This is a genomic window from Dyadobacter chenwenxiniae (assembly GCF_022869785.1).
In the GTDB taxonomy this organism is placed as follows: domain Bacteria; phylum Bacteroidota; class Bacteroidia; order Cytophagales; family Spirosomataceae; genus Dyadobacter; species Dyadobacter chenwenxiniae.
In genome coordinates, this window is record NZ_CP094997.1 from 2,370,859 (window position 1) to 2,387,652 (window position 16,794).

Genomic DNA, 16,794 nt, shown 5'->3' on the forward strand with positions numbered 1-16,794 from the left:
TCCTGTAATGGCGCTTATCTGAGCAGCTCAGCGATCACCAAGTCCTTCTTTCGCGATTCGGGCATCACTTTCAAGTGCATTATTCTGCCGTTTTGCAACTCGCCTTCAACCGTTGTGTTATAAGGTGCATGAAGCTTGAATTTCACATCCCAATCTTTTGGCCAGGCCGGGAAAAGATAGATCGAATCACCGACGGTCTGCATCAACATTTCCTGCAAACCGATCATGCCCGAACCGCCCCAGTTATGGTCCGGAACCCAGTCGTGGCCCGGCCCCCAAAAAGCCGGAAACCTGCGACCGGAATCCTGTAACTTTTTCACGGTGAGCCTAGCAGCTTCCTTCGTCAATCCGAGTCTTGCGCAAAAAATGTTGTCCTGGTGCCAGCTGGTATGGTTCCGGTTCTTGATTGCCTCCGTGTCATATTTCCAGGTGTTAACCGCCACTTCCAGATCCGGAAGTCCGATTCCATACATTCCGAAAGGAAAAACAGGATAAAGCTGCGGGATCTCAGTGTTCTGGATCCGTTCCCAAACTTTCGCCGGCGCAATGGTCTGGTGTCCCTGCATTTGACGAAAAGTAAGCGGCGGCACTCTGGCGAGCCGCGCCGCCCATTCTTTACGCTGCGTTTCCGTCCCATATTTCGCTGGCAAATCGAGCATCCTGGAAAGCACTGTTTTCAAGCCCGCGACAGTTGTTACGGAGTTGTAGGCCATTTTATAAGTCTCTGCTGCTGAGCCTGGGAATATCACCAAGTGTCCGTTCTGATCCAGTTTTTTGGCGCCACGCTTTTCAGCTAGATATTGATAATGTTCATCGAAAAAGACTGTACAACTTTCAATCAGCGGTAGATATTTGCCAATATCAGAATTCGTAAAACGCTCTGTATCAAGGATCATCAGGCAAAATTCCAGCGATGTGTCCCATAAATATTCGAGCCAGGCATTGTATTCCACTCCGGGATCAAAATCTTTCGGTCGCTTCTGCCCGTATTCTGCATAATTGGGCAAACCAAAATTTTCGATCTGCTCCGTAAAAGATGCGCCCTGGTGTCCCCAGTAATGTTTTGTGCGCGTTTCCGCATTGGATAATGTGCGCAGGTAAAAGTTGAATTGTGAGTCCATCATATCAAAATCACCGCTTTTCAGCATCGGCCAGTATACCAGCCGCTGGTTTTGAGCCGTAAATGTTCCGCCGCCCCAGCTCCGGTAATCAGGCCCGAATTTCATTGTTGAATCGATAAAAACCGGATCGTGGGTAAAAAGTCCGCCGTTGAATTTGGTCGGATAGGCGCCGAAGGCATTACAGCCCAGCATATACCTGAACAGCTGGTAATTACGCCCAACCTGCCAGGCTGGCGAAGTTGGATCTGGCCTATCAGCACTGATTGCAATGTGGCTTCGTTGCCAATAGGCTCTCCACCAATCAAGCGTTTTTTGTCTGGCTGTCTTTTCTTCGTTCTTCACCTTTGAAACGATTTTTGACAATCCGTTTTTCCACTTCTCCGCGTCGCTCTTTTCCTCAATGTGGAGATATACATTTAAACGATGCGAGCGAGCAGCATCCCTGCTTTTTAGACCAAATCCCTGAAATCGAGCATTGACATAATTCCCGGAAACAGCCTTCAATTGCCCGTTTGCAATGTCAGGAACCATATTTTCCCCCTGCATCCAGCCACCATAAACCATCCCTTTCAGCGGATTCCAAAGCTGTGATTTTACGGATTCCAATTGCTGCTGTTTTACCGCCAGGTCAAACAATGTTGAATCCTTATTTTGATGATAGAAAAGCACTCCGCTATCGTGTTCGCGAATGATGTCTTTTGAAACTACAACCTTATCTTTCAACCATTTAAAAGAGCTTGCATGCTTTTCCCGACCCTGCAATTCCCGATCCTGCGTCCGCCAGCTTTCATACCACGCATTGACTCGAACCGGCTTGTTGCCAGATACATCCACATGCACAACCGGATTAAAAACATCAACCCATATTTTTAATACAACCTCCCCAACACCGGAATTGCCCGCGATTTCAACATATCCTTCTTGCAGTTTCAGCTCCTGCCGAAACGCGGTGCCATCTGCAAACGGATTGGGAGACAGCCTGATCCGCACCCGTCCCAGTTTTGGAAAAATATTATTTTCATCAAAAGCCCCGCTTCTCGACAAATAAAAGAGCACATCCCCATTCTCAACCCACACATTCAACCCAATATCTCCTCCACCGCAAGGCATCGATTCACCTGCATTTTTGCTCTGGCTTGTCCACTTAACATTGTAGGTTTCAAGATTAAATGGCTGCGCTAATGCACTCTTAATGAGACATAAACATAGAAAAAAAAGAATGCTGGAACGGCGGGAAACTTGCATTTAGCGGCCGTTTGATTTGGATGCTTTCATACGCGCTTCCCAATTTCTTCGCTCTTCCTGAATGTTGTAGCCGCGCTCAGAGAGATAATTATTAATCCGCCCTTTGTATTTGCCAAAAACCTTGTGCTTTTCGTCCGACGATCCGCCATCCATCGCTAATTCTCTGGCTTCTGTTAACCAGCTCATAATCTGCGATTTTTCTTCCTCTTTCAATGTCGGGATCATGTCTGTGTAAGCTTTATAAGTTACGGGCAACACGCCATAAGTCATTCCGTCTTTGATTTTCTCAACTTGTGCTGGCGTAAGTTGTGCTGAAAGTTGGGCGACGTAATGTTGATGCAGCTCAGTCCGTTTTTGTGCGATCTGCTCTTCACTTTTTTGCTGTTGGAGATTATTTAAATCAACATATTGCTTCACCATGATCTCCCTGACTTGCTTATACTTCACAGAATCAGCGATTTGCAAATCGCCAAGTATTTTATCCGAGCGTTTGGTGACGGTTGCGAGATAAGCTTTGTCGCTATCCGCCTGGCTTTGCGCCTTCAAAATTGGGCATATAAGCAGTCCGATACAGAGCAGAATGTGTTTCGTTTTCATTGTCGATGCGTAGTTATGCGTTTTGAAAAATAGATTTCATGAATGCGGTGTTAGCGCCAAAATTTCCTTTCACGTCTTGTGGTTTCGCTGCGTCGCGCGAGCGCTCGATAACCAGCCAGCCTTTCCAGCCCATTTTATCCAATGTTGCTTTCACTTTTTTCATATCAATTCGCGTGTTGTTTTCCAGCCAAACGCCGTCCTTATCTGTACAATGGATCTGGCAAATGCGGTTTTTGCCCAAAATCATCAACTCTTCACTCACATCCCGACCGGCCTCGAGCGGATTGGAAAAATTAAAATAAATCTGGATCGCCTTCGAGCCAACTTCATTCAGCAACTTCACCTCTTCCGCCGCGCCGAGCGCTGTTTCAATGCCAATTACAACGCCGGCTTTCTCAGCCATGGGTGCGATCAGTTTCAGTCGTTCTATAATCTGAGGTCTTAATTCAGGGTTTTTAACCAAATCGCCTTGCACACCCATCGGAAGAAATGCCGTTTTAATGTTCATCTGCATCATAGTCTCAATGCAGTCACCGATCGTCTTTTCAATGCCGTCCCGTTTGGCGAATGACTGCGCGTAAAAGCCCGTCATTGCCAATGAGCAGATTTCCAGGTTAAGCTCCCTTGCCTTATCCAGATATTGTTTCCGGATTTCGGGATCCGCCAGTTTGTTATCAAAGGTCGGCCGGTTGCCCAAACCGCCCATATCCACCTCCAAACCATCTGCTCCGATTTCCTTTGCCAATTGTAAAGCGCTCAATTTCTGACGTTTTAAGATCATCAGGTCAATCACAGCTATTTTGTAGCGTTGTCTTTGCCCCCTCGCCAAAAGCATTGGTGCAAATGGCAGCAATACGCCGGATAATGCTGCAAGGGTAAGAAATTTGCGTCGTGTCATCATTCATTTGTGCTAGAAACAGGAAGCCCCGCCGGGGCTGAACCGTGATTCGAATATCCATTGCTAGAAACAGGGTGGCCCGCTGGGCCGGTTGTGCTCTGGAGGAGCTTTCTGTTTCTAGAAAAATGCATTTGCGTGATCGTTTTTAGCCCCGGAGGGGCTTCCTGTTATTGCGGCCATTTTCCTCCACTTATCGCTTTTCCTGTCAATTTGGAAGGATCAATTTTCACATATTTGATCCGCTCGCGGCGCCAGGTGTATACAATGTGCACCATGCCGTCATTGGATTGAATTACAGAAGGATACGAGTACTGACTGATCGGCGAATCTTCCAAAATCAACGCAGCTCCCCAATTTTTGCCATCTTCTGAAATCGCCACATTCAAAGGCGTGCGTGGCCCTTTCGCTTCATTTCCAGGCGGCAGCACGTGATTATAAACCAATAATTGCCGACCGTCTTTCAATGTCACGGCATCGGTTCCCGAGTTATTATTTGGCAAATTCGAAGCCTTCATTTCCGACCAGGTTTTTCCACCATCTTTTGACCAGGTTTCGACAATGGCGCGGTTCCGGCTGCGGCACAGTATCTGCATATCGCCGTTCGAATAGGTTAAAATGCTTGGTTGGATCGCGCTAATGGCCTTTCCATCATTCAGCGGGCCCACTTTTCGCCATGTTTTGCCGAAATCAGGGGTTACCTCAAAATGCACCCGCCAGCCATCTTTTCCTTCCGTGCTCGATGGGCACCATAACGCTCCGTTAGCGAGCAAAACCGGCTTGTTTTTGATCGGGCCAAGAAATCCTTCCTGCAATGCGGTTGGTTTCGACCAGCTTTTGCCGTTGTCCTTGGAAGTGATCAGAAAGCCTTTCCATCCCGCAACATTGGGGCCGACTTTGTAAAACAACATGAGCTCACCTTTTGGAACCTGGTACAAAACCGGGTTCCAGCAAGCATATCGCAATGTATCATTCACAATGCCGTTCGCAACTTCAACAGGCGCTGTCCATTTACCACTTTCGAGGCGACTTACCCAGATCCCTACGTCGGGATTTCGTTCTTTCGTCCCTCCGAAAAAGGCGCTTACCAGTCCGCCTGGCGTTTCCGCAATAGTGGACGCATGGCTTTCAGGGAAAGATGTTTTTTCAAAAATGAATTCGTCGGTGACGATGCCGTCCCGGTAAGTTTGGGCGTTCGTTAGCCCGGTCAGGAATAAGAGGATTGTGGCGATTGCCAGGTGTTGTTTTTTCATAATTGTTGTTGCATGTCTCCGGCATTTAAAATGCGCTTGTTGTGATTTGCTATCGATATTTCGTCCCTCCGGGACTTGCTTTTATGATTTTTCGTGCATTTTATTAAAACTATTTAATCAATAACCTTTCGATTTTTTCTGATGAGCCTGCTTTTTTACCGTTGACCAAAACTTGCAGTCCTTTTCCCTTTTTATAGTGACTTCCGTCCTTATCCCATATGATTGTCAGAATGTTACCATGATACAGCACATTATCCAGGCAAAACCAGTCCCACTTATTTTGCGGGATCAACGGGTTGACTTCAATGGTGTCATCTTCCCTCGGCCGAAGCCCGATTAAGCCTGAAATAATGAGGTCATTGAATGTGGAGTGATTGTAATATCTGCTTCTTTCCTGATCGCCTTTGAGCCAGTAACCCGTCGTTTCATCCAGATATTCGCCGATATAGGGCTTGCCGCGGTAATATTGCGACTCTACATAAAGCTCCATCAACCTGAAATAGGTGGTGTCTGTCAATGTTTTACCATCGCCAACATTCATCCGGTTGGCCATTCCGGTCAATGTCTGGGAAGTCGCAAATGGCCAGACCGCTCCGTCCCATTCACATTTACAGCATCCGTGCGTGCGGAAATCGGGGTGTCTGCGTTCTGCTGTCGTTAGCCCGAATGGCGCGCGAAAGCCTTTTGGTTCAATCACTTGCTGCCAGGCTTCGTCATGTTTTTCATTGGGTAAATTAAAATACCAGGGAATGTAACCGATTGCTTCACGCACGCCTGCAAAGTCACCTGAGCCGCCTTTTTTTACGGTTTCAAAAAAGCCGCTCCCGGGGTTCCAGAGCTTTTCTGTAATGAGCCTTTTCAAAGTGTCTGCTTTCGATTGATAAAAGGCCTTGGCAGTGGAATCTCCCTTTAAATGTGCGATCTGAGCGATTGCCTTTGCATTTCCGTACATGTAACTGTTAATGGTCGGCCTGGCATTTTGCTCCCTCCGGCCGCCGCTCAATGATTCTTCCATGCCGTCTTTTACATCCGTTTGCCAGAAAAGGCCGCTTTGCGTGCGGCGGTCTTTTTCCCAGGCCTGATATTCCGATTGCAGATCCGGCAGCATATCCAGCACAAATGCTTTGTCCCGATTGACCTTATAGCGATTGTAGAGCGCATCGGCCGTCCAGCTGCTGAATGTGAGCAATTTTTTCATTCTGCTCCCCTCATTTCCACGGAACCAAACATGCACGTAATCATCCAGATATTGCTGATTATGCAGCCAGCGCCCTTCGTAGATGTGATGCCCGAGCGCGCAGCTGATCATGTTGTATTTATCGGCGTAGTTACGGTCGACCAGGAATTCGGTGATAATAAAGCCTTGCGGAGTCTGATGAATGTGTTTCCGGAATGTCCACCAGCGATAATAATAGATCTCCTGAAAATTATCCTGCGGACAGTCAAACAACGGAATGTTGGATTTCATCCAGTCCCACGATTGCGCATTAGGGATCGCGTTGACCTTATTTTCATCCTCCATCCGGTTGAAATGCTCCACATGATGCCGGTAGTTTTCCGCTTTCAGCACGGCAGGCCCTGCACTACGCCTTGAACACGCGCTCATTCCGATCAAAAAAATCAGCAATAAATAGATCTGGTTCTTCGTGCGCATGATCATTTTTTAGTTATCCAAAAAACCACAGGACCGGTTTTCAATTCCGAGGTTTGGTTTACTTTAATTGACTTACCTCCCTTGATATTTTCTGTTTTTCCAATGAATTTTCCGGTCGTCGGATCAATGCGGTGCAAGAGGAAATTGCCTTTAAAACTGCTCAGATCCAGATCGAAGCTTGCATTGGTTTCTTTATAAATGACCGCCCCGGTTCCTGGATTAACCAATTTGTATTCGTCCGAAGAGTCTGGTTTCATTTCGGAAACTTCATTTAAAAACCCGTCAGAAATTCGCGGAATTGCACTGATTGATCCGCTAGCCAAGAAAACGGCCCAGGCATTTGAGTCGTAGTTTCCAGCTGAGTAAAGCACTGCTTTTCCGGGATATTTCCGGCGGTAATCCAGCACTGCTTTGTAAACTGAGTTAAAGGAAATCTTGCCCGTTTTCTGCAACCTGGCGTGTTGCCTTGGCGCAAGGTTTTGGCCTCCTTCCGGCGCATAATGTGTGCCATCTTCGCGTAAATGCCAGTAACGGATGTCTATCATGTCCACAACTTTGGCATAATCAGGCTCGTCTAGAATGGCATCCTGAACATCTTTTGTTGTGCTCAGGGCGATTAATGCGTTTTTCCCGGTCTCTTTTTCCCAATCAGCGATCACATCCAGCCAGAATTTCACGAAATGCAACGGCCCGGTATACTCGGCACCGATAAACTGAATGACGCCGCTCTGGTCCGCGAAATTCTCCAGGCATTTGCGAATGTATGCGGTGTGAATCGCCTTGCGCTCAGGATTGGTAATGTCGTAAAACTGCCCGGCCATAAAAATCCGTTTGTCGCCTGCGTAAGGCGGTGGCTCCAGGAAACCAGTGGCGTTTATATTGTTTGCCGGGCGCCATGGAAAATCGGCGTAGTGCGCCCCTGCTTCCAGGATGTTGTGCTGGAAGTAATTTTCATGATAGAGCACAAGTCCCTTTTGATCTGCCAGTTGCACAAATTCTTTCAGCCGTGCCCAGTACCAGGCATTGTATTTGGTCAGATCATACTTGCTGAGATTATCCCAGGCAGTTTCCTTGCCGCTCCTTGCGAAAGGCTGCTCGTAAAAAGGTGGCCACACGTCCCCGTCTATGCGGCGGATGCGTTCGTGATCGTCACGTCGGCGGTCGTACCATAGGCCGTAATTATGATCGAGCACCGTTATATTTTTAGCCAAAAGCGAATCCGTCATCGCATCCGGAATATCTGTCAGACCAGCGCCGGATCTCCCCGGCACGAAGCGGGTAATGTGCGGTTTGCCTTGTGCTACGTCATGCGGACGAATGCTTCCGCGCCACCACGGAACTTCCTGGCGGTTGCCGGTAACAACCTGATTTCCCCGCACAAGCCAGCCGTTTTTGAGGGTTAACGGTGGTAGATTTTGCCTTTTGATCGGTTGTTTTATTCCAATTTCATCAATGGTTTTAATGTTCTCGTATGCAACGGGAATGGGATTTCTTTGTATAGCCAAATCTATCCAATCGGCTAGTGAAGCCGCGGGAATATTGGATTTCGCTGTCAGTTCCGCAGCTTGCTGAATGCTCGGGCTGCTGGAAGCTTCGGACTCCTTAGGCAATATCGCGGCATGAACTACTGCTTCATTTCCAATCCGTTCCGATAATTGTGCGACATATAAACTGCGTGGTTTAACGTGCTCATTTACGTTCTCCCAATAACCATCGCCAGCAAATTCCGCCCAGATCCCGAATGCAGAGTTGGTTGACCCTGGTGGACTGAAATTCTCAACGCGGGATGCGGAACATTGCCACATAACACTGTTAGCAGCAGCCCAACCCGCGCCCTGTCCGTCCTGGCCACGATTTTTAAAGCTTAATGCCTGACCATCAATGTTTACATTGTCGAATAAAACCCCGGAAGCCCAGCTGTCCGCCGCACCGCTGAAACCAAACGGCAGAACCGACTCACACTGCAAAAATGCATTGGGCCCGGGAGCGCGGTAACCCGTAGAAAAATCATGAAAACCGTTTTCAGCATAACATCTCTGAAAAAGCGTCAACTGACCTTGTGTGTAAAATGTGTTTCGCCGCTGACCAGCGATTTCGGAAACCGGCATCAGTGACTTACAATCCTCTACCGTAACCTTTGAAACTGTCTCAAAAAGCGCTACTGCCGATCCGGCAAGACCTTTGAAATGCACTTGCCTGACCCATGCATTTTCCACATTTTCCATGGTAACACCCATCCAGCGATGTTCCTCGTCTTTTAGGTTCGTGCTGTCGAATGTGGATTCAATGCAAAGATTTTCAATGCCGATCTGGCTAATGCGCCCCAACCAGGCATATTTGGTTATGAAACCGCCGCCAAATTTTCTATCCAAAGCCGTTGTGATCGGCGCATCAATGGTGATCTGCTTTCCAGAAATGGCTGTAATGGTGCGGTCCCAGATAATATCCCTTTGCCCTGGCTTCCAGCCAAGCCAGCCGGTTTCACCGCCAAACTCCTCCATTTTGAGCAGCCGGATCCATTCCTTTGTGGATGGACGCTGAATCTGAATATGGTCCCCCACTTTAAAATCAGCCGCGTCTGAAATATTGAATCTCAATGCATTAACCGGAACATATTCATCTTCAACCTCAATACGATTGCCTTTTTTCAGATCATTTGTACCCAAAATTTGAATGATCGTCTCGCGCGAGAGTCCGGTGCCCAGCAATGTCGTTTTATGATCCAATGTCCCGTTTCCACGGATTACAACGCCTGATTTTTTGATGAAAAGGCTTCTCAAGATCGTATGCACACCCTTTTCCAACAAAACAGCGCCGCGTATCCCCTCCTTGTCCGCTGGCAAAGAACCCACATAATCGATCGCTGCCTGAATGCGCAAGGTTGCGTCGCCTTCCTTAACCGGCACGATAACCCTGATAGGAACATTCGGAATTTGCTTATTCCCGGCCATATAGCCTGCATAGGAAAAGTCTACAATGCGGTTACCAAGCGAATCGGGGGCGTAATGCAGTTTTCCGTCTTCGCCCAGTGCAACCGGGGACGGCGGCCTGATTTTTTTCTGTGCTAAGACACCATCAGGCATAAATAAATACAACCCCGTCAGAGACAGGATTGTATTCCATACAATCACCCTTTTTATGTAATCCTTAACCTTCAAAATCTTACTTTTTGTTAGACGGTTCCTTTAATGAAGCCAGCGTATCGTGGTTATTCTTAGGGTCTTTCCAATTTGTTTTCTTTTTCGGATCAATGCCATTAATAAATTTTTCAATGTTGGCATAGCCGTCGCCGCTCATATCTTTTTGCGCGTCCGAAGCATCGTTTGGATTGAGACTGTATTTCACTTCCCAGTCATCGGGCATGCCGTCATCGTCTGAATCTTTATAAGGTGTTCCTTTATATTCAGGATAACCCCCTACTTGCGAAATATCTGTAATAATGCCGTTTTTATAAGAATCAATAGGCAAACGACGGTGCTCAAACTGCGTTTTTGGCAAAGTAACACCATCGATCGGATTGATCTTTCCTGTCCTGACCTGTGTCGTCACGCGCGTGTCCACAGGGTCGCGCTTCGGCAGGGTTGCGCCTGCATGGGCAAGCACATAATCAAATGACTCTTTGGCGCTCATGATAGGAAACGTCGGCATGGGCAACGGCCTGTTCCACTTCATTTTATCCTGATATTTTCCGGCGTCGGCCAGATCTTCAACCTGCACTCCGCCTGCCCAGTTGTCCTTTGTAACCTGCTCGTTGCCTTCCATAACGTTTCCATTCACATAAGCGCGGCCAAAAACCAGATGATCCAGCTTGCTTCGTCCGGCTTCGGGTTTGACGATCCGGTGACCGATGGGCGCATCCTTAGGCGTTTGCGGCCCTGGCTTGAAATAGTTATTGATAATGTTGTACATCGCCCGGTAATCCCCGCCGTCAATGGAACGGTGCACCCAGTTAAACACCACGTTGTTAGCGAAATTAAAAATACCAAACCAACCGATGGACGGATTTCTACCAGCGTTATTTGCCCATAAATTGCGCATAAACGTACAATTCTCTCCGCCCAGCGTACTTCCGAACGAATGGTTCCAGGTATCCAGCGTCTCGGAAAATATTGAATTCTGAATGGTAATGTTCACCGTAGGAAGCTTTGCTTCGGCAGCGCCGGTGCTGTCGTTATACATATGACGATACATAGACATGTTCTCATCCAAACCCCAACTCGCCGAAACGTGGTCAATCATAATGTTACCAATCGGATTACCACCGATGGAATCATCACGACGGCCCACAAATGTCTCACCCCGACGAAAACGCATGTGGCGAATCACGACGTCGTGTGTGTTGATCCAAACCGTTTCTCCTGCCACACACACACCGTCGCCAGGAGCAGTCTGGCCGGCAATCGTAATGTACGGAGCACGAATAATCAGCGGTGTTTTCAAACGAATGATGCCTGCGACATTAAAAACAATGATGCGCGCACCGCCCTGCTCACAAGCATCACGCAACGTCCCGGGTCCGCTGTCCGCCAGACTTTTCACCACGTAGACTTTACCACCCCGACCTCCAAAACTGTAAGCACCACCGCCCTCTGCACCCGGAAAAGCCGGAATGTCAGACTGCGGAAGATCCACCGGCCTGGCCGCCCACGGAATGTAAGGCTTACCATTTTTAGCCTCCTGCTCAATAATCGGCAGCGCCTTCTGCCAGGCAATTTCCGATTTCCACATCGCAGCCTTCAGAAGCGAATCGCTGGTTTTCTGCGCCGCAGCCGGGATTTTGGGATATTGAGCGTGGGCTGCTGGTGCCAAAAGGGCCAGGGCAGCTAGAATTAGGAGTGGGAGTGATTTTTTTGATATCATGTTTGTTATCGTTGATTTTGATTTTATGGTAATTGGTCTAACTTACCTCGTCAGTCTGAGCGGAGTCGAACACCGTTACTTTACGGCGCTCCGCTTAGCACGTAGACTTGCTATTAGACTTGCTAAGTCTTAAAGACTTAGCAAGTCTAATAGCCGCCGTGACGCAGACCCGCTACTTTAACGGATCAAACGTACCCGAAGGCCAGCCGATGTTTTGTTCTAGTTTTGCATTGTTAGTTAGTGCTGTGCTTGGGATGGCGAAAAAGTAATATTCAGGTAACCAGTTGATCACGTATTTGGTGTCCAACTCTTTGGGGACGATTTCCATGTAATTGCGATAAACGGAATCCAGGCTCATGCCGTCGCGTCTGGCGGCGAAATCTTCGGGCGAGATGGCGGAGGTTTTCAGATTTATCGTTACGCCCGTTCTGCGTTTTCCGTTCAGCCTGGTTTCAAACTGTTTCCAGCGGCGGAGATCCCAGAAGCGCTTTCCTTCGAAGGCGAGCTCTATTTGTCTTTCATGCAGGATCGCCTGGAACATTTGTGCGCGGGTCATTTTGGGGTTGAGCCCATAAAAACTGTCTGCATTAGGGTCGATGCCGGCTCTCTTCCTGATTTCTTTTAATTGCGTGTAAGCTTCGTCCAGCTTGTTAATGCCGCATGCGGCTTCTGCGAAATTGAGCATTACTTCGGCGTAACGCATTTCAATCCAGTCGGTTCCGCTATTGGCGACTGCGCCGGTGGCCAAATTTGGGTCAATGGCTTTGCGAACGTAGAAGCCGGTTACCGTGGCTTTTTGCTCGACGGTCTTGTTGTTTACAAAATAGGTCCAGAGCCTGTAATTTGCGTTGCCGTTAATGTGCCAGGTGCCTCCGTTGTAGGCAATAGTGTTATCAAATCTCGGGTCGCGGTTTTTGTAAAACAGCTTTGGGTCGTAGCCTGAACCTTTTTCGTCAATGTTTTTACCGTTCTTCATAGGGAACGCTTGTGCAATTTCCCAGGTCGGCTGGTTGGAGCCGCTTCCTGTTCCCAAGTAAGAAGGCCGCGTGTTGTTGTCCCAGGTTTGATTTTTATTAATTTGATCCCCTACCTTATTATTATAGCACGTAACCCACACAGCCTCAGGATTATTAGCTTCGGTAAACCACAGGTCTTTAAAGCTTTGATGTAATCCAAAACCGTTTGCTTTCAATAAGTCAATCGCCTGTTTGTTAGCGTCATAAGCGGCTTGCCAGCGCTCCGACAGATCGTTCGGGTTGAATTGCGGACTTGCATAATGTAGTAAGATTCTCCCTTTGAAGCCTGCCGCCGCACCGCTTGTAATCCTGCCCCAATCATTGGAATCATTCCATTTGCCGGGGAGGTTTTCAATGCTGTAATTCAGGTCGGAAACGATTTGCTGAATGCTTTCGGATGTGCTGCTTCTGGGGATTGCGGCTTGTTCTTTTTCTCCTTCGCCGATCGCACCAAGCGGTTCCAGCACCAGCGGAACACCACCATACAGTTGTACGAGATCAAAATACCGGTAAGCGCGAAAAAATGAGACCTGCCCCATCAATTGCTTTTTATAAGCTTCGCTAAGCCCGCTGGAAGGCATTTTGGTCAAAAACTGATTGATAGAACGGATCTTTCCGTAATTGTTTGTGGCATTTACAGAAGTCCCGAAATCTGCGACGGTGTTCACCTGCACAGTTCCTTCGAAAAAACGCGTTTCACCCGAAATCTCATCCGTTGCTTTCAGAAAATCGCCGGTTGGCCACACAGGTAGATTTTGGTCATAAACATAGTCCACATAGCCCCTGGCCAGCAGCGTATCATTAAAAACCTGCTCTTCATTAAATGCCGACAGGTCCGTTTTGTCCAGCACTTTTTCGCAGCCCGAAGTCAGTAAAACAGCTGCCAATACAAAAATATGTTGCGGTTTCATACCAGTCCGTTTTAAAGTGTAAGATTTAATCCCAATGACCATGTTTTCATCAACGGATACACATTGTATGCGCCTACCGAGCCTTTGTAATCGTAGGGGTTATAGAAATTGAAAGGGTTCATGGCCACGCCGATAATTTTCAGTCCGCTCACGCCCAGCCTTTTTGAAAGATTTTGTCCAATACTGTAAGACAAATTCATGCTGCGCATACGGAATACAAATGCATCCCGGAACCAGAATGACGAGGCGACGGAGTAAGTGTCGTCGTAATAAGGGTCCGGATAGGCTGCATCCGGGTTTTCAGGCGTGTAATGATCTGCCCAGAAAACAGGCCTTGAAACGTCCACGGCCGCCTTTTTGCGTGCATCGCCATCGACAATGCCCTGTCCGCCAAAGGACCCTGCGGTTACGACATCGAGCTTAAATCCTTTGAAGCCAAAACCAAACGAGAACCCGAAGTTGTAATGGTTGTTCTCCTTTTTACTCAGGTAATCCATGTCGTCCTCGGTGATTTTACCGTCGGGGGCTTCGTAACTTCCGTCCGTCTGTCGCGGGCCTCGAATGTCTTTATAGTAAAGCATTCCCGGCATCGGCGCCCTGCCGAAGATCGTGTAATCATTGTTTTGTTCAAGAAACCGGTCTACCTCGTCCTGTGAACGGAACATGCCCAGATATTGATAGCCCATTATTCCACGATCGCCGGAAAGACCCGTCGGGTCGAGCCAGGTGCCTCTGTTGGTAGGCGCCACATCGACGAGAATGTTGCGGTTGTCATTCCAGGCGAGGAAAGCGTTCACATTATAATCAATGCTCTTGCCAATTTTGCTGCTCCAACCGGTCGAAAACTCAAAACCAAAGGAATTAATGGTCTCATAATTTTCGGAAGGCATCACAGAGCCAATGGTCAGCGGGACAGATGAGGACAATGTGGTAAGCAGATTATAGCCATGATCGTGGAAAAAGTCAAAACCGGTTGTCAATCTGCTGTTCAGGAAAGATGCGTCGAGACCAATGTTCTTTTTGGTAACATCATCCCAGCGGCCAAAATAGTTAGGAAGTTTTTCCAGTTTTATCCCAACCGTCCGGTCGCTGTTTCCGCCGAAAACGGCTCCATTGGAAGCCTGGGGCGTATAGCGTTGCAGCCATTGCCAGTTTGCCGTGCGGTCGCCGCCCAGAAATCCGATGGAAGCGCGGAGTTTCAGAAAGTTGATGAAGCTAAGTTTTTCTTTAAATAAACTTTCTTCCGACAACACCCAACCAGCCGAAACCTGCGGGAATGTTCCCCAGCGATATTCCGGAGCAAATTTAGTGGAGGCATCGCGGCGGAAAGAAACTTCCAGTAAATAGCGTTCGGCAAAACTGTAATTTAACCTGCCGACATAAGAAAGAATGCCGCTTTCATTCGCGGTATTCGGGCCTATGTCTTTGGCTCCCAATGCAGACATTAAATAGTCATTACCGCCTTCAAAAATACCTTCTTTAAATGTGGCAATGCTTTCGGAGTAAATTTCCGACTGCTCCACCAATGCCAGCGCGCTGATAGAATGCCTGCCAAAATCACGTGCATAACTCAGGTTCACATTCATTTGATAAGACTCGGAAAACCCGGGGTTGAACCTCAGCCGGTCACCATTGTTAAGCCTTGTGGGTGCATTGGGCGTGCCGCCGTAAATGTGCCGGTTTTCGCCTTGCATGGAAAAACCATATGTCTTATAATAGGTGCCAAACTGTTTTCCCCAATCATTGCCCAGGTTTTTGTTGTAAACCCCGCGGACTTTCAGGCCCTGAACAAAAGGAACATTGTATTCCAGGTAAGCATTAATGTTCAGCACAACGTTTCTGGCGCGGGTGTAGTTATTGAGTTTTTGCGCTTCGAAAAAGTGGAAGCCAGTTGAGTTGGAGCCGCCGGGAAGCAAAACCGGTAAGCCATTGACATAGGGGGGTATGAATTGGGGTGTATTTAAAAGGTTGGTCACATCTTTCTCCACATTCTCTCCGCCCTGTTTGAGGTAAAATAATTTGTTGTCTGACAAATTTCCGCTCACCCCCAATCCTACTTTCAGGTTTTTGGTAATCTTCACGTCGCTGCTCGCGCGGAAATTCCATTTCTTATAACTGATGTTATCGACATTTCCGTTTTGTGCAAAATACGTTGCGCCGGCAAAGAATGTCGCCCGGTCCGTTCCGCCGCTGATATTGAGTGCATGCCGTGTATTGAATGATGGTTTCCAGGCCATATCAAACCAGTCATAATTGTTATTTTTAAAATGATCGAGCTCGTCCGGTGAGTAAAATTCCGGATCGTTTGGCGCAAGACCTTTGGTTTTATTAAAATCGTTCAGGTAAGTGGCAAGCTGCACGCCATTCATCATTTTGGACCGGTCCGTTGCTTCCGACATGCCGAATGTGGTCGTATAATTGACCTGTGGCTTGCCTGCTTTTCCACGCTTGGTGCGTACAACAACCACGCCCAATGCTGCTCTCGCACCATAAACAGCCGCGGCTCCATCTTTTAGAATGGATAAATTTTCAATTTCAGATGCATCGAGCAATTGAAAATCGGCTTCCGTACGAATCACATCATCAATGATAAAAAGCGGTGAATTGCTGCCGCCATCTTTTGACGCTTTTGTAGGATTACGGATCACGATGGACGCCGGTGTGCCGGGACGTGCTGAGCCTCCGCTTACGGAGATTCCCGGCAACTTGCCCGCTAACGCGGATGAAATGTCGCCAACCGGAAGCTCATCAATCTCATTAATTTTTACTGTCGCAACCGCACCCGTCAAATGCGAACGCTTTTGCTCGCCATAACCCACCACGACCACATCTTCCAATGCTTTCACATCCGGCTCCAAAGCAATCTCCACAGACGACCGGTTACCAATCTCCATAGTTTGTTTCAGGAAACCCACATAGCTGATAATAATCGATTTTCCGTCGGCTGGAAGGTTGAGTGAAAACTTACCCGCTGCATCCGTAGTTGTTCCCTGTGTCGTTCCCGCAATGAGAACAGAAACGCCTGCCATTGGCTCTTTGGAGGCTGCATCGGTCACGACACCCTTCAACTGGCGGTTCTGCGCAGTGCCGGAAAAGGACATGGCCAAAAGAAATAGAAAAAGTAGAAAAACCCTTGCCATATTCATCGAATGATTTAAAATAGAACTATTTCAATACAACTTCGATTATCCATTGATAAAGTACAATAGAAACCCTGTTCAAGTCTATTTATACAGAATCTG

The 16,794-nt window shown here is 47.8% G+C and carries 9 protein-coding genes; all 9 read right to left on the minus strand.

The features are described from left to right. Positions 1 to 14: 14 nt before the first annotated feature. The 9 genes from MUK70_RS09755 to MUK70_RS09795 all read right to left on the minus strand — a co-directional run bounded on the left by MUK70_RS09755 (position 15) and on the right by MUK70_RS09795 (position 16,692). Positions 15 to 2,366 (minus strand): DUF5703 domain-containing protein, encoded by a 2,352-nt coding sequence (locus MUK70_RS09755; RefSeq protein WP_234656361.1) that lies wholly within the window; start codon positions 2,364 to 2,366, stop codon positions 15 to 17. Next, positions 2,367 to 2,963 carry a DUF3826 domain-containing protein gene (locus MUK70_RS09760; protein ID WP_234656360.1) on the minus strand — a complete coding sequence of 199 codons (597 nt, stop codon included), beginning with the start codon at positions 2,961 to 2,963 and terminating at the stop codon, positions 2,367 to 2,369. It abuts the gene before it with no gap. A 13-nt stretch (positions 2,964 to 2,976) separates the two neighbouring features. Beyond that, the gene (locus tag MUK70_RS09765) at positions 2,977 to 3,864 is read right to left on the minus strand and encodes a sugar phosphate isomerase/epimerase family protein (protein WP_234656359.1); all 888 of its coding nucleotides are present in this window, start codon (positions 3,862 to 3,864) and stop codon (positions 2,977 to 2,979) included. Positions 3,865 to 4,028: 164 nt separating this feature from the next. Next, the gene (locus MUK70_RS09770; RefSeq protein WP_234656358.1) at positions 4,029 to 5,111 is read right to left on the minus strand and encodes a sialidase family protein; all 1,083 of its coding nucleotides are present in this window, start codon (positions 5,109 to 5,111) and stop codon (positions 4,029 to 4,031) included. Positions 5,112 to 5,220: 109 nt separating this feature from the next. Then, complete coding sequence (locus MUK70_RS09775) at positions 5,221 to 6,765, minus strand: MGH1-like glycoside hydrolase domain-containing protein (protein ID WP_234656357.1); 1,545 nt, start codon at positions 6,763 to 6,765, stop codon at positions 5,221 to 5,223. 2 nt (positions 6,766 to 6,767) lie between these two features. Further along, positions 6,768 to 9,923: a DUF6298 domain-containing protein gene (locus MUK70_RS09780; protein ID WP_234656356.1), complete on the minus strand. Its 3,156-nt coding sequence runs from the start codon at positions 9,921 to 9,923 to the stop codon at positions 6,768 to 6,770. A 4-nt stretch (positions 9,924 to 9,927) separates the two neighbouring features. Beyond that, entirely contained in the window at positions 9,928 to 11,625 is a 1,698-nt protein-coding gene (locus tag MUK70_RS09785; protein ID WP_234656355.1) for a pectate lyase family protein, read from the minus strand. 172 nt (positions 11,626 to 11,797) lie between these two features. Continuing rightward, the gene (locus tag MUK70_RS09790; RefSeq protein ID WP_234656354.1) at positions 11,798 to 13,552 is read right to left on the minus strand and encodes a RagB/SusD family nutrient uptake outer membrane protein; all 1,755 of its coding nucleotides are present in this window, start codon (positions 13,550 to 13,552) and stop codon (positions 11,798 to 11,800) included. 11 nt (positions 13,553 to 13,563) lie between these two features. Continuing rightward, on the minus strand, positions 13,564 to 16,692 hold the full coding sequence (locus MUK70_RS09795) for a SusC/RagA family TonB-linked outer membrane protein (RefSeq protein WP_234656353.1): 3,129 nt from the start codon (positions 16,690 to 16,692) through the stop codon (positions 13,564 to 13,566). Between the last annotated feature and the right edge of the window lie 102 nt (positions 16,693 to 16,794).